Annotated in this window: 18 protein-coding genes; 14 read left to right on the top strand and 4 right to left on the bottom strand. The window is 72.3% G+C overall.

What is annotated here, in order from left to right:
- The first annotated feature begins 3 nt into the window (after positions 1–3).
- Positions 4–954: a DUF2510 domain-containing protein gene (locus CP975_RS06150; protein WP_150476642.1), complete on the top strand. Its 951-nt coding sequence runs from the start codon at positions 4–6 to the stop codon at positions 952–954.
- 62 nt (positions 955–1,016) lie between these two features.
- Here the strand turns inward: CP975_RS06150 and CP975_RS06145 are convergent, their stop codons facing one another.
- Positions 1,017–2,219: an amino acid deaminase/aldolase gene (locus CP975_RS06145; RefSeq protein ID WP_055530181.1), complete on the bottom strand. Its 1,203-nt coding sequence runs from the start codon at positions 2,217–2,219 to the stop codon at positions 1,017–1,019.
- Positions 2,220–2,390: 171 nt separating this feature from the next.
- On the opposite strand from CP975_RS06145, the gene CP975_RS35690 reads away from it, so the two are divergent.
- From CP975_RS35690 to CP975_RS06130, 3 genes are read left to right on the top strand one after another with little or no spacing between them, the layout of a single operon-like run.
- Positions 2,391–3,836, top strand: coding sequence for a hypothetical protein (locus CP975_RS35690; protein ID WP_246201411.1), 1,446 nt, complete (start codon positions 2,391–2,393; stop codon positions 3,834–3,836).
- Positions 3,836–5,065 carry a type VII secretion-associated serine protease mycosin gene (gene mycP, locus CP975_RS06135; protein WP_055536496.1) on the top strand — a complete coding sequence of 410 codons (1,230 nt, stop codon included), beginning with the start codon at positions 3,836–3,838 and terminating at the stop codon, positions 5,063–5,065. The genes CP975_RS35690 and mycP overlap by 1 nt, the downstream gene beginning before the upstream one ends.
- 20 nt (positions 5,066–5,085) lie before the next feature.
- On the top strand, positions 5,086–5,820 hold the full coding sequence (locus CP975_RS06130; protein ID WP_150476640.1) for an SseB family protein: 735 nt from the start codon (positions 5,086–5,088) through the stop codon (positions 5,818–5,820).
- A gap of 62 nt (positions 5,821–5,882) precedes the next feature.
- Here the strand turns inward: CP975_RS06130 and CP975_RS06125 are convergent, their stop codons facing one another.
- Complete coding sequence (locus CP975_RS06125; RefSeq protein ID WP_030783031.1) at positions 5,883–6,269, bottom strand: DUF1844 domain-containing protein; 387 nt, start codon at positions 6,267–6,269, stop codon at positions 5,883–5,885.
- Between the two features lie 393 nt (positions 6,270–6,662).
- Between CP975_RS06125 and infC the strand changes: the two genes are divergently transcribed.
- The 10 genes from infC to CP975_RS06075 all read left to right on the top strand — a co-directional run bounded on the left by infC (position 6,663) and on the right by CP975_RS06075 (position 17,736).
- The gene (infC, locus tag CP975_RS06120; RefSeq protein WP_213083947.1) at positions 6,663–7,325 is read left to right on the top strand and encodes a translation initiation factor IF-3; all 663 of its coding nucleotides are present in this window, start codon (positions 6,663–6,665) and stop codon (positions 7,323–7,325) included.
- Positions 7,326–7,432: 107 nt separating this feature from the next.
- Complete coding sequence (gene rpmI, locus CP975_RS06115; RefSeq protein ID WP_007829094.1) at positions 7,433–7,627, top strand: 50S ribosomal protein L35; 195 nt, start codon at positions 7,433–7,435, stop codon at positions 7,625–7,627.
- 95 nt (positions 7,628–7,722) lie between these two features.
- A complete protein-coding gene (rplT, locus tag CP975_RS06110) occupies positions 7,723–8,106 on the top strand; it encodes a 50S ribosomal protein L20 (RefSeq protein WP_030783035.1) in 384 nt (127 codons plus the stop codon).
- Positions 8,107–8,278: 172 nt separating this feature from the next.
- Positions 8,279–9,121 (top strand): TrmH family RNA methyltransferase, encoded by an 843-nt coding sequence (locus tag CP975_RS06105; protein ID WP_055530515.1) that lies wholly within the window; start codon positions 8,279–8,281, stop codon positions 9,119–9,121.
- A gap of 38 nt (positions 9,122–9,159) precedes the next feature.
- Positions 9,160–10,299, top strand: a complete 1,140-nt coding sequence (locus CP975_RS06100; protein WP_055530517.1) for a sensor histidine kinase — start codon at positions 9,160–9,162, stop codon at positions 10,297–10,299.
- A gap of 165 nt (positions 10,300–10,464) precedes the next feature.
- Positions 10,465–11,595 carry a phenylalanine--tRNA ligase subunit alpha gene (gene pheS / locus CP975_RS06095; protein ID WP_055530519.1) on the top strand — a complete coding sequence of 377 codons (1,131 nt, stop codon included), beginning with the start codon at positions 10,465–10,467 and terminating at the stop codon, positions 11,593–11,595.
- Complete coding sequence (gene pheT / locus CP975_RS06090) at positions 11,595–14,105, top strand: phenylalanine--tRNA ligase subunit beta (protein ID WP_055530521.1); 2,511 nt, start codon at positions 11,595–11,597, stop codon at positions 14,103–14,105. Before pheS ends, pheT begins: the two co-directional genes overlap by 1 nt.
- Before the next feature lie 398 nt (positions 14,106–14,503).
- On the top strand, positions 14,504–15,493 hold the full coding sequence (locus CP975_RS06085; RefSeq protein ID WP_055530535.1) for a PP2C family protein-serine/threonine phosphatase: 990 nt from the start codon (positions 14,504–14,506) through the stop codon (positions 15,491–15,493).
- A 276-nt stretch (positions 15,494–15,769) separates the two neighbouring features.
- On the top strand, positions 15,770–17,119 hold the full coding sequence (locus tag CP975_RS06080) for an NsdA family TPR-like regulatory protein (protein WP_055530523.1): 1,350 nt from the start codon (positions 15,770–15,772) through the stop codon (positions 17,117–17,119).
- Between the two features lie 74 nt (positions 17,120–17,193).
- Positions 17,194–17,736: an NUDIX hydrolase gene (locus CP975_RS06075; protein ID WP_055530525.1), complete on the top strand. Its 543-nt coding sequence runs from the start codon at positions 17,194–17,196 to the stop codon at positions 17,734–17,736.
- Here the strand turns inward: CP975_RS06075 and CP975_RS06070 are convergent, their stop codons facing one another.
- On the bottom strand, positions 17,737–17,994 hold the full coding sequence (locus CP975_RS06070; RefSeq protein WP_055530527.1) for a hypothetical protein: 258 nt from the start codon (positions 17,992–17,994) through the stop codon (positions 17,737–17,739).
- Positions 17,995–18,184: 190 nt separating this feature from the next.
- On the bottom strand, positions 18,185–19,045 hold the full coding sequence (locus CP975_RS06065) for a 3-hydroxybutyryl-CoA dehydrogenase (RefSeq protein ID WP_055530537.1): 861 nt from the start codon (positions 19,043–19,045) through the stop codon (positions 18,185–18,187).
- Positions 19,046–19,071 lie beyond the last annotated feature (26 nt).

The following is a 19,071-nucleotide window of genomic DNA, read 5'->3' as shown; positions in this document are numbered from 1 at the left end:
GGGATGAGCATGACGCCTTTGCCCGGCTGGTACCCGGACCCCCACCAGCCCTCCGTCGAGCGCTGGTGGGACGGCGCCGCATGGACCGAGCACCGGCGCACCCCCGAGAACGCCCGAGCGGCCGCGGTGGGGCAGGGCTTCGGCCCGGCACCGGACCCCGCCGCGACCGCGGTGATCGCCCCGGCGTCCGCGGGCGGTGGCCGAGCGAAGGTCATCGCTCTCGCCACCGCCGGTGCCGTGCTCGTCGCGGCGATCGTCACGGGCGCCGTCGCCCTCGGCAAGGACGACGGCGACCCGCGGGGCGCCCCGGCGCCGAGCACTCCGGCCGCGACCGAGAAGAGCGCGAGCCCCACGCCGACGCCCACGAAGACGGCCGAGCAGGATCCGGACGTCCTCGTCGACGACCTCAACGGCATCACGATCCCCGTCCTCGACGGCTGGGAGAAGGTCGAGGCCGCCGTCCACGACAAGCCGACCATCCAGACGTCGGAGACCTTCGACTGCCCGGGCGACGCGGGTGTCTGCCGCCACGGCCAGGTCACCTCGCACCCGGTGACCTCCACCGACGAGACGTCGCCCAAGGCGCTCGCGAAGGGTGACATCGAGGACGCGGCCAAGGAGATCTACGGCGAGAACGCCCTCGGCAGCGAGCACTACGGCGGCATCACCGGCCACGAGAAGGTCAAGGAGGGGACGGTGGCCGTCGCGGGCCGCAGCGGCTACTACGTGCGCTGGAAGGTCCGCACCGGCAAGGGGTCCGGAGGGTACGTGCAGTCGGTGGCGTTCAAGTCCAGCATCGGCTCCGAACCGATGGTCATCGTCCGCCTCTCCTTCGGCGCCGCCAAGGGCGCCCCGCCCCTCTCCGGCATGGACCGCATCGTCAAGGGCATCCGCTCGACCGACGACAGCGCGACGGGCGGCGGCGTGGGCGAGGACGTCGGCGCGACGCCGTAGGCATCCTTCCGGCCGGAGGACCGAGGCGTGCTTCCGGCCATCCGGGTATCCGGTCATCCGGGTCAGAGGAAGGTGCGGCCCTCGCCCCGATACGTCGGAACGCTCCCCGTCACCCGGTCGCCCTCCACCAGATGCAGCGTGTCGAACCGCTCGCACAGCTCCCCGGCCTTGGCGTGCCGGAACCACACCTTGTCGCCGATCCGTAGATCGTCCGCAGGGGGGCCGTGCAGCGGCGTCTGCACCTCGCCCGCGCCCTCCCGCGGGTCGTACCGCAGGCCCTCGGGGAGATACGGCACCGGCGAGCGGTCGGGGCCCGCGACACCCGACGCGGGATAGCCGCCGCCGAGCACCGTCACGGTCCCCGGCCCCGGCCTGCGCACCACCGGCTGTGCGAAGAGCGCCGCCGGCCGGCCGCTGAACGACGTGTAGTGGTCGAAGAGCCGGGGCACGAAGAGCCCCGACCCCGCGGCGATCTCCGTCACCGCCCGCTCGGCCGCGGTGTGCTGCACACTGCCCGTGCCACCGCCGTTCACGAACTCCAGGTCCGGCGCGAGGGCCCGCACCGCCCCGATGGTCCTCGCCCGGCGCTCCGCCAGCTCCTTGCGGGCCGCGGCCTGCATCATCCTGATCGCCCGCGAGCGCGCCGGATGCCCCTCCACCGTGTCACCCACCCCGGCGACATGACCCTCGTACGCCATGACGCCCACGAGCCTGAACCCGGGCCGCCGGGCGATGGCGCGGGCCAGCGCGGCCACCTGCACGGGGGAGTGCAGCGGCGAACGGAGCGCACCGATCCGTACCCGCCTGCCCAGCACCTGGAAGGAGGTGTCCAACTCCAGGCAGACCCGCACCTCTTCGGCCCCGCCGTCCCTCGCCTCGTCGATCAGCCGCAGCTGCGCGGGGTCGTCGACCATCACCGTCACGGCCGCCGCGAGCTTGGGGTCGGCGGTCAGCTCGGCGAAACCGGCGCGGTCGGCGGAGGGGTAGGCGAGCAGGACGTCGTCGAAGCCGGAACGCGCGAGCCACATCGACTCGGCGAGCGTGAACGACATGATCCCGGCGAAGCCCTCGCGGGCCAGGACCCGTTCGAGCAGGACCCGGCAGCGCACGGACTTGCTCGCGACCCGGATCGGCTTCCCGCCGGCCCGGCGTACGAGGTCGTCCGCGTTGGCGTCGAACGCGTCCACGTCGATGATCGCGACGGGGGCGTCGAGGTGTGCGGTGGCCCGGTCATAACGGGCCCGGTCTGCGGCACGGGCAGTCATGGCCGAAGCCTGCCAGACACGATTACCGGAGGGTAGGGGGAGGATCCGGGCAGATCGCCCGAGGCGCTGGTCCGGGTTCCCCCGGGTCCCGCGTCTGCCCGTAGAGTGACGCGCACGGAGCCTCGCCGGGCCGAGCGTTCCGGCAGCCGGAGCGCGAGGAGACGGGGGAGCATGAGCACGGAGGCGGGACGCACCCCGATTCCCCCGCGTCCCACCGCGCCGCCCCGCCCCACGTCCCCTCCGGACGAGCCGCCGCCCGCGCCGTCCGCCCGCTTCCCCGACGTGCGCCCCCCGGTGGACGAGGACTGGCTCCTCGACGCACCCCGCCCCACGGCCGACACCGAGGACGAGGACGACGACCAGGCCGCGCGCGTAGCGGCCCTGCTGGCTCCGTTCACCGAGGCGGCACGGCCCGGTGGGCGCGGCGGCGCGGCGTCCGGCGACCCCGCGCCGACCGGGCTCCCCGCGCAACCCCCTCCCGGGGTATCCCCTTCGCGTGACCGTGACCGTGACCGTGACCGTGACCGTGACCGTGACCGTGACCAGGGCCAGGGCCAGGGCCAGGATGGGGACACGGCGTCGACCCCTTACGAAGCCGGCCCCTCCATCCGCGACTTCACGGAGGCCACGCGCGGCCCCCTGCCCCGTCGACCCGACGGAGTCGACGATGTCGACGGTGACGCCCCGCCGCCCCCACCCGCCTCCGCCCGCCTCCCCGACGCCCCGCCCCCGGGCACCCGCACCCGGCGCGTCCTCGACGCGGGTGACGTACCGGAGCGGTCCGCCGCCGGGCGGCCCTTCGTGTTCTTCGCGCGGCCCGCCATGTACGACGACGACACCACCACCCGGCTGCGCCCCGTCAGCGCCTGGGCCCGCCCCCGCGTGGCCGCCGCCGCGGCCTGCGTCGTCCTTGGGCTCGGGCTCATCGGCGGCGCCGTGACCGGCAGTTGGCTGACCGGCGAGTCGTCCGCCACCGGCGGCAACCGCAGTGCGTACGCGGTCACCGGCCGGCTCTGGCACAGCGTCCCCGTCGACCGGCTCTTCCCGCCCACCCTCAAGGGCGAGGGCGCGGGCCCCGGCGGCGCCGACCGGTCCTGGACCCGGGTCGCCGTCGCCCCCGACAGCGGCTGCGCGGCCGCCTTCGACCCGCTGCTGGCCAAGGCCCTCGCCCCGGCCGGCTGTCTGCGCCTGCTCCGCGCCACGTACACCGACGCCACCCGCAGCCATGTCACCACCGTGGGCCTGCTGTTCACCAAGGCGGACGCCGAGGCCATGCGGGCGCTGCGGAACCGTTTCACGCGCGAGGGCCTCGACCGGCGCCCCGATCTCATGCCGAGGCCCTACGCGGCCAAGGGCACGGCGGCCAAGGACTTCAGGGACGCCCAGCGCGCGTCCTGGACGGTGTCCGTGCTGCCGGACGCGCCCGTCGTCGCGTACGCCGTATCCGGGTTCGCCGACGGCCGCGCCGTCACGGACCCGGAGCCCGCCACCGAGGCGATGGGCAGCAACACCGCCTCGGCGCCCGCCCAGTCCGGCCTCGGCCACGAGGCGAAGGGCATCGCCGACCGCGTCGAGCGAGGCCTGCGCAAGACCATCGCGAAGGCGGAGAAGGCGTGATGAGGCCCCGTCAGTCCCTGGCCGCCGCCGTGGTCGCCGCCGCGCTGGCCCTCGCCCCCGCGGCCCCGGCACACGCCAACGACGGCATCCGCGCCCAGCAGTGGGGCCTGGACGCCATGCACACCGGCCAGGCCTGGCAGACCACCAAGGGCAACGGCATCACCGTCGCCGTCCTCGACACCGGCATCGACGCCCAGCACCCCGACCTCGTGGGCAACGTCCTCGAAGGCAAGGACATGGTCGGCTTCGGCGCCCGCCGCGGCGACCGCCCCTGGGCCCGGCACGGCACCGCCATGGCCGGCATCATCGCGGGCCACGGACACGGCGAGGGCCGCGCCGACGGCGTACTCGGCATCGCGCCCGAAGCGAAGATCCTGCCGATCCGCGTGATCCTCGAAGACGGCGACCCCGCCCGCAAGAAGGCCCGCAACACCCGCGGCAACGCGCTCGCCGAAGGCATCCGCTGGGCGGCCGACCACGGCGCGGACGTCATCAACCTCTCCCTCGGCGACGACTCCAAGTCCGCCCACCCCGAACCCGCCGAGGACGCCGCCGTCCAGTACGCGCTCAAGAAGGGCGTCGCCGTCGTCGCCTCCGCGGGCAACGGCGGCGAGCGCGGCGACCACGTCTCCTACCCGGCCGCCTACCCCGGCGTGATCGCCGCGACGGCCGTCGACGAGAACGGCGACCGCGCCTCCTTCTCCACCCGCCGGTGGTACGCCACCGTCGCCGCACCCGGCGACGACATCGTCATCGCCGACCCCGACGGCAAGTACTACGAGGGATGGGGCACCAGCGCCGCCTCCGCCTTCGTCTCCGGTGCCGTCGCCCTGATCCGCGCCGCCCACCCCGGCCTCACGCCCGCGCAGATCAAACAGCTCCTGGAGAACACCGCCCGCGACGCACCGCCAGGTGGCCGCGACGACTCCCGCGGCTTCGGCCTCATCGACCCGGCGGCCGCCCTCACCCGGGGCGCCGCACTCGGGCGGGACAAGCCGCGCGCGGCGGCGTACGGCGAGAAGTACTTCGGCCCCGGCCCCGACGCGGCAGAGGGCGACAGCGGCCCCGCCGCCTGGGTCGGGCCCGTCGCGGGCGGCCTGGGCGTGGCCCTGCTGGCGGCCGGCGTCTACCTGTGGCGCGGGCGGCGGGGCCCCCTGCCCGAGGCCGTGACCCAGCTCCTCGGGGGACGGCGCGTCCCGCCGGGAGGGGCGCCGGGCGGCCCTCTCTAGGGTCGGACTAGGGTCGGACCGTGGCGAACAAGAACATTCCCGACCCCGGTTTCTCCGACGACGACGGCACGGCCGACCCCCGGCTCGCCGCGGCGCTCACCGCCTGGTCGCAGGACCGTACGGCCCACGGGCCCGTCCTCGAAGCCCTGGCCGAGGCCCGGCTCCTCGTTCCCGTGGTCGCCGTACTCGGCGAGGTCGAGGAGGACGAGAACGGCCTTCGCCGCGAGAAGACCAGTGACATGGCCGTCCCCACGCTCAAGGCCGGCGACCGCACGGCACTGCCCGCCTTCACCTCCACCGAGGCCCTCGCCCTGTGGGACCCGGCGGCCCGGCCCGTCGCCGTCCCTCTGCACCAGGCGCTCCAGGCCGCGGCCCACGAACAGGCGGACACGATCGTCCTCGACCTCGCGGGCCCCGTCCCCTACGAACTGGGCCGGGCCGCGCTGCTCGCCCTCGCCGAGGGCCGCGCCGGCGCCGACCCGCTCGCCGACCCCGCCGTCACCGGCGCGGTGCGCGCGGCCGTCGCAGCCGAGCCCGCCGTGCTCCGCGCCCACCTCGGCCCCGGCAGCTCCGACGGCACCCTCGCCCTGGTGCTCGACCCGACCGCGGAGCCGGCCGAGGCCGCCCAGCGCGTGGCCCGCCGCATCGCCGCCGACGAAACACTGAGGGCCCGCCTGGTGCGCGGCCTCGACCTGGCGATCCTGCCGGCCGAGGCGACGCCACCGGGCGAGCCCCTCTACGTACGTACTGACTGACCGTGGCGCACTGACTGATCGGTGCGTACTGACTGACTCCCCGGGATCGCCCCCGGGGCGGCTCAGCCGAAGACCGGGCCCGTGTACTTCTCGCCCGGACCCTGACCCGGCTCGTCCGCGACGATCGACGCCTCGCGGAACGCCAGCTGGAGCGACTTCAGGCCGTCGCGCAGCGGCGCCGCGTGGAACGAGCTGATCTCCGTGGCGCTCGCGTCCAGCAGACCGGCCAGCGAGTGGATCAGCTTGCGGGCCTCGTCGAGGTCCTTGTGGCCCTCGCCGCCCTCGGCGAGGCCGAGATTCACGGCGGCGGCGCTCATCAGGTGGACCGCCACCGTGGTGATCACCTCGACCGCGGGGACGTCCGCGATGTCACGGGTCAAGGTGTCGAAGTCGGGGGAGTCGGGCCCGGGGACCTCGGGGGACTCGGGGGCGGGGGTCGTGTCGCTCATGTCCCACACGATAAGCCGCGCCCCGGACAGCCCGGCCCCCGGGAGCCCGCGGCCCGGCCGGTTCGCCCTACCCCGGGGGAGCTGCTAACCTTGTGTAACGACCGGCCGGAGACCCGCGTGCCAACGCAAGGATCCGGCCCACAAGTGGAGGCTCCGATCTCCCACCTGGCCGCTCCCCGGAGCGGCGGGTCACCGGTCAGGCGGCCGAAGTCCCCGAGGCTTCGGGTCGCCCGATGTGCGCCCCGCGATCACCGCGGAGGTGCTCCGGTAGTACGTGGAGCCCCTTCTGTGATCGGTCGGGGCATTTTTTATTGCCTCGCGCGGTTGGTCCAGTCAAACAGACGTAACGCGGCTGTCCGCCAGACGGTCGCGTGGTGCTACCGAGGAGGATCCATCAGCGCCGAGCCCCGCATCAACGACCGGATTCGCGTTCCCGAGGTGCGACTTGTCGGCCCCAGCGGCGAGCAGGTCGGGATTGTTCCGCTTGCCAAGGCCCTGGAGCTCGCGCAGGAGTACGACCTCGACCTTGTCGAGGTCGCGGCGACCGCCCGGCCGCCCGTGTGCAAGCTCATGGACTACGGGAAGTTCAAGTACGAGTCGGCCATGAAGGCCCGTGAGGCGCGCAAGAACCAGGCGCACACGGTCATCAAGGAGATGAAGCTCCGGCCGAAGATCGACCCGCACGACTATGACACCAAGAAGGGTCATGTCGTCCGGTTCCTCAAGCAGGGCGACAAGGTCAAGATCACGATCATGTTCCGTGGTCGCGAGCAGTCCCGCCCCGAGCTGGGCTTCCGGCTGTTGCAGCGTCTCGCTTCGGACGTCGAGGACCTCGGGTTCATCGAGTCGAACCCGAAGCAGGACGGCCGAAACATGATCATGGTTCTCGGTCCGCACAAGAAGAAGACCGAGGCGATGGCCGAGGCCCGCGAGGCCCAGGCGGCCCGCAAGGCGGACGCGAAGGCCAACCCGGGCCGCTCGCAGAACTCCGCCGAGGGGGAGGAGCCCTCCGAGGCTCCCGCCGAGGCCCCGGCCGAGGCCAACGCCGAGGCCTGATCTCCCGGACGCGAGTCCAGGGGATCGCCAACTGACACATATGGCTCCCGGATGCCCGGTTTCACGACCGGGCATCGGAGTGCCACTGACGAGGAGAGAACGGCGCTATGCCGAAGAACAAGTCGCACAGCGGTGCCAGCAAGCGCTTCAAGGTCACCGGCTCCGGCAAGGTGCTCCGTGAGCGCGCCGGCAAGCGCCACCTGCTCGAGCACAAGTCGTCCCGTCTGACGCGTCGCCTCACCGGCAACGCCGAGATGGCCCCGGGCGACGCCAAGAAGATCAAGAAGCTTCTCGGCAAGTGAGCCGGGGCGCGCACCGCGCGCCTCGCTCTGACCGGGACCCAATCGATACCGGGTCGTGTGAGTCCAACCACGGCCCCGCTACAAGGAGTTAACAAGTGGCACGCGTCAAGCGGGCAGTCAACGCCCACAAGAAGCGTCGGGCGATCCTCGAAGCGGCCAGCGGCTACCGCGGCCAGCGCTCGCGCCTGTACCGCAAGGCCAAGGAGCAGGTCACCCACTCCCTGGTCTACAACTACAACGACCGCAAGAAGCGCAAGGGCGACTTCCGTCAGCTGTGGATCCAGCGCATCAACGCCGCTGCCCGCGCCAACGGCATCACCTACAACCGCTTCATCCAGGGTCTGAAGGCCGCCAACATCGAGGTGGACCGCAAGATCCTCGCGGAGCTGGCCGTCAACGACCAGAACGCGTTCGCCGCGCTGGTCGAGGTCGCGCAGAAGGCGCTGCCGTCGGACGTCAACGCGCCCAAGGCCGCGTGACGCTGCGCTGAGCTGAGCGTGTTTCGGACCCGTAGGCCTGGTGGCCTGCGGGTCCGTTTCTGTTAGGAGCTCGTCTGCCCCCTGCTGGTTTCTGCCGCCCGCGGGTTTGTGTGTGGCTGGTCGCGCAGTTCCCCGCGCCCCTTTCAGGGGCGCTGTCCCTGAGGTGAGTTTTATGGTTGCCGCTGAATTGATCTCCTCCAAGTCGCCGCGCGTCAGCGCCGCGCGGCGGCTGGCCAAGCGGAATTTCCGGGGGAAGGAGCGGCTGTTCCTCGCCGAGGGGCCGCAGGCCGTGCGGGAGGCCGCCGGGCACGCCGACACGCTCGTCGAGCTGTTCGCCACCGTCGACGCCGCCGAGCGCTACGCAGACATCGTGGCGGAGGCGCGGGCCGCCGGCGCCAAGGTGCACCTCGCCGACGAGGACGTCATCGCCGACATCTCGACGACCGTGACACCCCAGGGGCTCGTCGGGGTCTGCCGGTTCCTCGACACGCCGTTCGAGGAGATCCTGGCCGCCCGGCCCAGGCTCGTCGCCGTCCTCGCCCACGTGCGCGACCCCGGCAACGCCGGGACCGTACTGCGCTGCGCCGACGCCGCGGGCGCCGAGGCCGTCATCCTGACCGACGCCTCCGTCGACCTCTACAACCCCAAGGCGGTGCGCGCCTCGGTCGGTTCGCACTTCCACCTGCCGGTCGCCGTCGGCGTACCCGTGGAGAGGGCCGTACAGGGCCTGAAGGACGCGGGCGTACGCATTCTCGCCGCCGACGGCGCGGGCGAGGACGACCTCGACACGGAGCTGGACAAGGGCACCATGGGCACCCCCACCGCCTGGATCTTCGGCAACGAGGCGTGGGGCCTGCCGGAGGAGACCCGCGCGCTCGCCGACGCCGTGGTGCGCGTTCCGATCCACGGCAGAGCCGAGAGCCTCAATCTCGCGACCGCCGCCGCCGTGTGCCTCTATGCCTCCGCTCGTGCACAGCGCGCCGCCGGAGGGTGCCGCTCCGTCACATCCAGCTAGTAGGGTGACGGCCCAGTCCGAGAGGTGGGGTACGGGGAATGAGCGTCGGCACGAGCAGAGCACCGGGAGTACAGGACATCGTCCGTGCTCGCGCGGACTGCGGTCACGGTGATCTCGGCGACCTCGGACTCGACCCCGACGAGCTGCCCGACGGGCTCGTCGTCGCGGACGAGACGGGCCGGATCATCTGCTTCAACGCGGCCGCCGCGCGGATCACCGCCGTTCAGGCCGACGACGCCATCGGCGCGCCCCTGGAGCGCGCCCTTCCCTTAGAGGACCTGGAAGGCCGCCGCTGGTGGCAGCTGACCGATCCCTACGGAGGCCTCGCCATCCGCGTCGGCCAGCCCGAGCGCAATCTGCTGCTGCCGGGCGGCCGCGAGGTCCTCGTCTCCGCCCGCTATCTGCGCACCGCCCGCACCGGGCCCGTGCGCCGCGTCATCGTCTCCCTCCGCGACACCGACGCCCGCCGCCGCACCGAGCGCAGCCACGCCGAACTGATCGCCACCGTCGCCCACGAGCTGCGCTCCCCCCTCACCTCCGTCAAGGGATTCACGGCCACGCTGCTCGCCAAGTGGGAGCGGTTCACGGACGACCAGAAGAAGCTGATGCTGGAGACCGTCGACGCCGACGCCGACCGCGTCACCCGGCTGATCGCGGAGCTTCTCGACATCTCCCGCATCGACTCCGGACGGCTCGAACTGCGCCGCCAGCCCGTCGACATAGGTGCGGCCGTCGGCCGGCACATCCAGGCGCACGTCGCCTCGGGCCAGGACGCCGACCGCTTCCTCCTGCGCCTCCAGCGGCCGCTGCCCGACCTCTGGGCGGACCCCGACAAGATCGACCAGGTGCTCAGCAACCTCCTGGAAAATGCGGTGCGGCACGGCGAGGGAACCGTCACCATCGACGTGGCCCCTTTCTCGTCCTCGCGCGAGCGGGGCGGCGCCGAGACCGCCGTCACCGTGAGCGACGAGGGCCCCGGCATTCCGGAGGAGTCGATGGGCCGCGTCTTCACCCGCTTCTGGCGGGGCAGCAAGCGCGGCGGGACAGGACTGGGGTTGTACATCGTGAAGGGCATCGTGGAGGCGCACGGCGGGACGATCACCGTCGGCCGCGCGCCCGGCGGCGGTGCCGAGTTCCGATTTACGTTGCCCGTGGGGGCCCCGGCGTATCTCCAGTGACTCACGTGAGTCACTGAGGGCGCCCTGAGCAGCCCGCGGGCGCATTCGATCACCGCACCCCCGTTAGACTCGGTCGTTGGCACTTTGCGTCCCCAACCTTGGGACACTCCGTCTCCGATTCGTCGACGGGGACCATCCGCCAGCCAACCGGAAGCACGGGAAGAGATGTCGGCACCGAACAAGTCGTACGACCCTGTTGAGGTCGAGGCACTGAAACCTGAAGAGATCGAGCGCATGCGGGACGAGGCGCTCGCCGCCTTCGCGGCCGCGGACTCCCTCGACGCGCTCCAGGAGGCCAAGGTCGCGCACACCGGCGGCACCTCGCCGCTGGCGCTCGCCAACCGCGAGATCGGCGCGCTGCCCCCGCAGGCCAAGGCCGAGGCCGGCAAGCGCGTCGGCATGGCGCGCGGCGCCGTGAACAAGGCGCTGGCCGCCCGCCAGGCCGAGCTGGAGGCCGAGCGCGACGCCCGCGTCCTGGTCGAGGAGGCGGTGGACGTCACACTGCCGTACGACCGCACGGCCGCCGGTGCCCGGCACCCGCTGACCACGCTCATGGAGCGGGTCGCGGACGTCTTCGTCGCCATGGGCTACGAGGTCGCCGAGGGCCCCGAGGTCGAGGCGGAGTGGTTCAACTTCGACGCCCTGAACTTCACGCCCGACCACCCGGCCCGGCAGATGCAGGACACGTTCTTCGTCCAGGGTCCCGAGGGCAAGTCGGGCGACGAGTCCGGTGTCGTACTGCGTACGCACACCTCCCCGGTGCAGGCGCGCGCGCTCCTCGAACGCCGCGAGCCGCCCGTCTACATCGTCTGCCCCGGCCGCGTGTACCGCACGGACGAGCTGGACGCGACGCACACCCCGGTCTTCCACCAGATCGAGCTGCTCGCCGTCGACGAGGGCCTGACCATGGCCGACCTGAAGGGCACCCTCGACCACATGGTCCAGGCGCTCTTCGGCCCGGACATGAAGACGCGGCTGCGGCCGAACTACTTCCCGTTCACCGAGCCGTCCGCCGAGATGGACATGGTCTGCTACGTCTGCCGCGGCGAGTCCGTCGGCAACCCCGACCGCCCCTGCCGCACCTGCGGCAGCGAGGGCTGGATCGAGCTGGGCGGCTGCGGCATGGTCAACCCCAAGGTGCTCACCGCCTGCGGCGTCGACCCCAAGAAGTACAGCGGATTCGCCTTCGGGTTCGGCATCGAACGGATGCTGATGTTCCGCCACAACGTCGAAGACATGCGAGACATGGTCGAGGGTGACATCCGGTTCACCCGGCCGTTCGGGATGGAGATCTGATGCGGGTCCCGCTTTCCTGGCTGCGGGAGTACGTCGACCTCCCCGCCACCGAGACCGGCCGTGACGTGCAGGCCAAGCTCATCGAGGTCGGCCTGGAGGTCGAGACGGTCGAGCAGCTCGGCACCGGCCTCAAGGGCCCGCTCGTCGTGGGCAAGGTCCTGACCATCGAGGAGCTGGAGGGCTTCAAGAAGCCCATTCGCTTCTGCACCGTCGACGTCGGCACCGCCAACGGCACCGGCGAGCCGCAGGAGATCGTCTGCGGCGCCCGCAACTTCGCCGTCGGCGACAAGGTCGTCGTGGTCCTGCCCGGCGCCGTTCTGCCCGGCGACTTCGCGATCGCCGCCCGCAAGACGTACGGCAAGACCTCGCACGGCATGATCTGCTCCGGCGACGAGCTGGGCATGGGCGACGACGGCAGCGGCGGCATCATCGTGCTGCCGCCCGAGCACGAGGCCGGCACCGACGCCATCGAGCTGCTCGAACTGGTCGACGAGGTCCTGGACATCGCCGTCACGCCCGACCGCGGCTACGCCCTGTCGATGCGCGGCGTCGCCCGCGAGACCGCCGTCGCCTACGGCCTGCCGCTGCGCGATCCGGCGCTGCTCGACGTGCCCGCGCCGAACTCCTTCGGGTACCCCGTCAAGATCAGCGACCCGCTCGGCTGCGACCGCTTCACCGCGCGCACCGTCACCGGCCTCCAGCCCGAGGCCCGCTCGCCGATCTGGCTCAAGCGGCGCCTCCAGAAGGCCGGGATGCGCCCCGTCTCGCTCACCGTCGACGTCGCGAACTACGTGATGCTGGAGCTGGGCCAGCCCCTGCACACGTACGACCGCTCCCGCGTCCAGGGGAGGATCGGCGTGCGCCGGGCCGAGCAGGGCGAGAAGTTCACGACGCTCGACGGCGCCAAGCGCGTCCTCGACGCCGAGGACCTGGTGATCACCGACGAGCGCGGGCCCATCGGCCTCGCGGGCGTCATGGGCGGCGCCAACACCGAGATCGCGGACCACGACGAAGAGGGCGGCACCACCGACGTCGTCATCGAGGCCGCGCACTTCGACGCGCTCTCCATCGCCCGTACCGCGCGCCGCCACAAGCTGGGCTCCGAGGCCGCCAAGCGCTACGAGCGCGGCGTCGACCCGCAGGCCGCGTCGGCCGCCGCCCAGCGGACCGTCGACCTGCTGGTCCTGCTCGCGGGCGGCACCGCCGAGGCCGGTGTCACCGAGATCATCGCCCCCAGCGCGCCGCACACGATCACCATGCCCGCCGACCACCCCGACAAGGTCGCCGGTGTCACCTACGGCCGCGAGACCGTCGTACGCCGCCTTCAGCAGGTCGGCTGCGACGTGTACGGCCAGGACGACCTGACCGTCACCGTGCCGTCGTGGCGCCCCGACCTGGCGGAGCCGAACGACCTCGCCGAAGAGGTCATCCGCCTGGAGGGATACGAGAACCTCCCCTCGACCCTGCCGAAGCCCCCCGCGGGCCGCGGCCTGACCGAGCGGCAGCGCCTGCACCGCCGCGTCGGGCGCGCGCTGGCCGGTGCCGGGTACGTGGAAGCGCTGAGCTACCCCTTCATCGGCGAGAACGTGTTCGACCAGCTCGGCCTGGAGGCGGACGACCCGAACCGCCGCGTGGTCAAGCTCGTCAACCCGCTCTCGGACGAGGAGCCCGCCCTCCGTACGACGCTGCTGCCGGGGCTGCTCTCCGCGCTGCGCCGCAACGACGGGCGGGGCAGCCACGACCTGGCGCTCTTCGAGACGGGTCTTGTCTTCCACCCCCGGGAGCAGCTCAAGGCCGCCGTGCGGCTGCCCGTCGACAGGCGTCCCACCGACGAGGAGATCGCGTCCCTCACCGACGCGCTGCCCGTCCAGCCCCGGCACGCCGCCGTCGTCCTCGCGGGCGCCCGCGAGCAGGCCGGCTGGTGGGGCAAGGGCCGCCCGGCCGACTGGGCGGACGCCGTCGAGGCGGCCCGCACCCTCGCCCGCGAGGCCGGTGCCGAACTCATCGTCGACCAGGGCCAGTACGGCCCCTGGCACCCGGGCCGCTGCGCCGAGCTGAAGGTCGTCATCGACGGCGACATCGTCTCCGTCGGCCACGCGGGCGAACTGCACCCGCGCGTCGTCAAGGCGTTCGGCCTGCCCGTCCGCACCTGCGCGATGGAGCTGGACCTGGACCGCCTGGAGCAGGCCGGTGAGGGGACGCTGCGCGCACCGCGCATCTCCGCCTTCCCGGTGGCCACTCAGGATGTCGCGCTGGTCGTCGACAAGGAGGTGCCGGCCGCCGTGGTCGAGTACTACCTGACCGGCGGCGCGGGTGAACTCCTGGAGTCCATCCGCCTGTTCGACGTCTTCGAGGGCGACCAGATCGGCGAGGGCAAGAAGTCCCTCGCGTACGCGCTGCGCTTCCGCGCGGCCGATCGCACGCTGACCGTCGACGAGGCCTCCGCGGCCCGCGACGCGGCCGTCGCCCTGGCGGCCGAGCGCACGGGCGCGGTGCTGCGCGGAGCGTAGTCACCGTCCGTAGGCGCCAAGAGGCGCACATTCAGGCGCATAGAGGGGCTCATCCGGATCATCGGATGAGCCCCTCACTCGTTAGGGTGACAACTGGCTTCACCCTGGCCCAATCGGGTCACTCGGTCGACAGAATCAGTCCGGCCGTAGGGGTCGGCCTGCGCGCTGAACGGGGCCTTAGGGGGGCCGTCGGCATGATCCGTACCAAGGCTGGGGCTCCCCGCCGGACGATGCTCGGGGCGAGGCTGCGGGGCTGTGGTCCCCGGCACCGAGACAGAGGACGACGCCGCGGCAAAGGCCCGTTCGTCCGTCTCAGAGACTCCCGGGCGGCGCCTCGGCCGCTTCCCCGGGTGGAGCGCAAGCGGTTCCGCCGCGCGCTGACGGTGGGCCTGCCCACGGTGTGGGGCGCCGTCGCCATCACGTACAAACTGGCCTGCCCGCTCGCCCAGCAGGACGGCATGGGCGCGCGGATCGTCAGCAGCGCGGTCTTCTTCGCCGTCGGGACCGGGCTCGTCCTGCACGTCCGCGGGGCGCTGCTGCGGGAGTTGCGGCAGATGCGCGAGGTCGCGGGCGCCGCGCAGAACGTGCTCCTGAGACCGCTGCCGCCCCGCACCGAGGGCCTCGCCCTCGCCGCCGGACGGCTCTCCGCCTCGCACGGCGCGACCGTCGGCGGCGATCTGTACGAGGTGACCGCCACCGAGCACGGCGTCCGCGTCATCATGGGAGACGTCCGGGGGCACGGCCTCGCCGCCATCGCAACCGTCGCCGCCGTCCTCGGCAGCTTCCGCGAGGCCGCGCACGACGAGCCAGAACTCCCCCTGCTGATGCGGCGGTTGGAGCGTGCGCTCGGGCGCCACCTGCGGGAGCGCTCCCGCGCGGAGCACCCCGCGAACGGCGGGGCCGCACCGGAGAGCCCGCTGGCCGAGGAGTTCGTCACCGTACTCCTCCTGGAGATCGGCCAGCTCGGTGAGATCTCCGCACTCAACTGCGGCCACCCCTGGCCCTTTCTGCTGAGCGGCCAGGCCCGGCCGCTGACCGACGCCGATCCGCTGCCGCCGCTCGGCCCCTTCCCGCTCCCCGCCGAGCTGCCCGTGCTGCACTGCGGCCGGCTGCTGCCCGGTGAGGCACTCGTCCTGCACACGGACGGCATGGAGGACGCGCGCGACGCGGCGGGGGAGTTCTTCCCGCTCCAGGCGACGCTCACCGAGGCCGCCCGCGTCCAGCCGGTGTCACCGCAGAACCTCATCCGCGTGGTCTACGACGAACTCCTGCGCCACACCGGCCGGTTGCCGGCCGACGACGCGGCGCTGCTCGTCCTGCGCAACGACCGCAAGAGGGTCCCTGTCCAGCACCCGGAGACGGAGCGACGCGCCCGCACCATGAGCTGAGGCCCCTCGGGCGAGGGCGGACCGGCGATGTGCCGTCCGCCCCGCCATGGAGTTGTCGGGCAGACGGCGGGACGGACGGCGCCGGTGAGGGCCGCCGCACTGTGGAGGGGGGAGCCGGCGGCCCGCCGGCCTCCTCGACTGGCGAGGTCCCCCAGTCAAGCGATCCCACACGGTGCGCGGCAGAGCGCACACCCCCCGGATCCGAGCACTCCGTTCACACCCCGTGTGAAGGCACCTCCACTACCCTGAACAGCACCGAGCCACCGGAGGGCATTCATGCAGCCCAACACCTTGCTCGACGCGATCCTCGACGAAGCGGGCATCTCGCACGCGGGACTTGCCGCACATGTGAACCAGGCCGGGAAGTCCAGAGGCCTCGCGCTGCGCTACGAACACACCGCCGTATCCCGCTGGTTGAAGGGCCAGCGTCCGCGCGGCCAGGTCCCCGACCTGATCTGCGAGGTGCTCGCCGCCCGGCTGCAACGGCCCGTCACCCTCGACGACATCGGCCTCGGGCTGCCCGGTGTCCCCGCCGCCCACGTCGGCTCGGCCTCCTCCACGCTCTCCGGTTTCGTGGAGCGGGCCACCGCGCTGTGGCGCTCGGACGAACAGCAGCGCCCCCATCTGCTCGGCGCGCCCGCGGTCACCGGCACGCCCGCGGTGATGCCGGTCTGGGAGTGGGAGAACCCGCCCGAGGACGTCGACGTCTCCCGCGGCGGACGCCACCCCGTCAGCACGGCCGACATCGAGATGATGCGCGCGGCCCGCGCCCACTACGAGCAGATGTACCGCAAGGCCGGCGGCATCGCGACCCGCACCCGCATCGTCGGCTTCCTCAACGCGGAGGCCGCGCCGCTCCTGCGCGGCAGCTACACCGACGAGACGGGGCGTCAACTGCACCGGTCCACCGGCGGGCTGGTGGCCATAGCGGGGATCTGTGCCTACGACTCCGACGCACACGGCCTCGCCCAGCGTTACTTCCACCAGGCCCTGAGGCTGGCAAAGGCCAGCGGGGACAGAGGACTTGGGGCGTACGTCATCGCGCTCCTGGTCAACCAGTCCCTGTTCATGCGTGAGTACCGCCAGGCCGTCGCGTTCGCCGAGGCGGCGCTGCGGGCCGCGGGCCGCGACCTCACCCCCGCGCTCGCGTCCGATCTGTACGCGATGCAGGCCAAGGCGTACGCGCACCTGGGCGACGGCAGGAGCGCGCTCTCCTGCATCAGGCGTGCGGAGGCCGCGGCCGAGCGGATCCTGCGGGGCCGCGAGCCGGACGAGACGGGTTATGTCCAGCCCGGACTCGTCAACGTACAAGTGGCGGAGGCCCTGCTCAGTCTCGGCGATCTGGCCGGCGCCCGGGAGCACGCGGCGGCGGCCGTGGACACCCCGGCGCACGACCGGGGCCGGGTCCACCGGCTCGCCATGCTCAGCCAGATCGACCTGCGCCAGGGCAACACCGACGAGGCGGTGGCCACCGCGGTGCAAATGGCGGAGCAGGCACGGGGGATGGAGTCACAGCGACTGCGCGACCGGCTGCGCGCGGTGCGCGAGCACCTGGTCCGCAGCGACTGCGCGGGCACGGCCGAGGCGGCCGCACTCATCGACGGGGCGCTGCGGGTGCCGCTGTGACCCCCTGACGCCCACTGCTCCACGGTTCGCCCTGCTGCGATATTGCCATCTACTCGGCGGAAGGTGGCAGAACCGTGCAGTGGACGAAACAGAGCGAACAAACTGTATATGGAAATCGGTGGTTCACCGTCAATCTCGCAGACGTCGAACTACCCGACGGTCGGCATCTGGACCACTTCCTCATACGGATGAGGCCCGTCGCCGTGGCCACGGTCGTCAACGACGCCAACGAAGTACTGCTGCTGTGGCGGCACCGCTTCATCACCGACAGCTGGGGCTGGGAGCTGGCGGCGGGCGTCGTCGAGGACGGCGAGGACATCGCGTACGCGGCGGCACGCGAGATGGAGGAGGAGACCGGCTGGCGGCCGGGCCCGCTGCGGCACCTGATGAGCGTCGAGCCCTCGAACGGGCTCACCGACGCCCGGCATCACATCTACTGGTCCGACGAAGGGACGTACGTCGGCCATCCCGAGGACGACTTCGAGTCGGACCGTCGCGAGTGGGTCCCTCTCAAGCTCGTCCCCGACATGGTGGCCCGCGGGGAGGTCCCGGCCGCCAACATGGCCGCGGCGCTCCTCCTCCTGCACCATCTGCGCCTCGGCCAGGACGCGCGCTAGCTAATGGCCGAGGGCCTGCCAGAGCGCCACGGCGAACGCCGCGACCGCCGCGAGAGCGACGATCGTGGGGAGCGGCCAGCGCGTGTGCTCCAAGGCGGCGACCTTGGCCTCCAAGGCCTCCACGTTCTTGGCGGTCTGTTCGTCATGCTGCGTGAGCAACGCCAGCCGTCCGTCGACGCGGGCGAGGCCCACGTCCAGGCATCGGCGTAACTCGGCGAGCTCTTCAGGGACCACGGCACTCTCGCCGTCGGTGGTCACGAGTCCACTCCTCTCTGTAGTGGCGCGTCCCCCCTTCATCCGCACAGGAAGTCAACTCGCCTGGCGGACGGGGCGGGAGAGTGTGCGATGGGCATATGCGAGCCCGTCGCGCACACGGTGTGCGAACGCCGCGGGCCCGGCACTCACAGGAGTGCCGGGCCCGTCAACCCCGTCAAACACAGAGGGAGCGTCAGGCGTACGTGTAGAAGCCCGAGCCGGTCTTGCGGCCGAGGCGGCCCGCGTCCACCATCCGCTGGAGCAGCGGGGGAGCGGCGTACAGCGGCTCCTTGTACTCGGCGTACATCGAGTCGGCGACCGAGGCGACCGTGTCCAGGCCGATGAGGTCGGCGAGCTTGAGCGGGCCCATCGGGTGGGCGCAGCCCATCTCCATGCCGTTGTCGATGTCCTCACGGCTCGCGATGCCCGACTCGAACATCCGGATCGCGGAGAGCAGATACGGGATGAGCAGCGCGTTCACCACGAAGCCCGAGCGGTCCTGCGCGCGGATCGCGTGCTTGCCGAGGACCTTCTCGACCATCACCTGCGCCCGGCTGATGGTGCCCTCGGACGTGGTCAGCGCCGGGATCAGCTCGACGAGCTGCTGCACGGGCGCCGGGTTGAAGAAGTGGATGCCGATGACCTGGTCGGGCCGCGAGGTCGCGACGGCCAGCTTCACCAGCGGGATGGAGGAGGTGTTCGAGGCGAGGATCGCGTCCTGCCGGGTCACCACCTGGTCGAGCACCTGGAAGATCTCGGTCTTGACCTGCTCGTTCTCCACCACGGCCTCGATGACCAGGTCACGGTCGGCGAACTCGCCGAGGTCGGTGGTGAAGCTGAGACGGGCCAGCGTCGCGTCCCGCTCCTCCTCGGAGATCTTGCCGCGCTCGGCGGCCTTGGAGAGCGAGTTGTACAGCCGCGTGCGGCCGATCTCCAGCGCCTCGCCGGTGGTCTCCGCGACCTTCACATCCAGTCCGGAGCGGGCGCAGACCTCTGCGATTCCGGCGCCCATCTGGCCACAGCCCACCACTCCGACGCGTGCGATATCGGTCATGGAGTCGGTCACCTCGTGCCTTTCGC

The sequence above is a fragment of the Streptomyces alboniger genome (genome assembly GCF_008704395.1).
GTDB lineage: Bacteria > Actinomycetota > Actinomycetes > Streptomycetales > Streptomycetaceae > Streptomyces > Streptomyces alboniger.
This window is presented reverse-complemented; position numbering and strand designations above follow the sequence as displayed.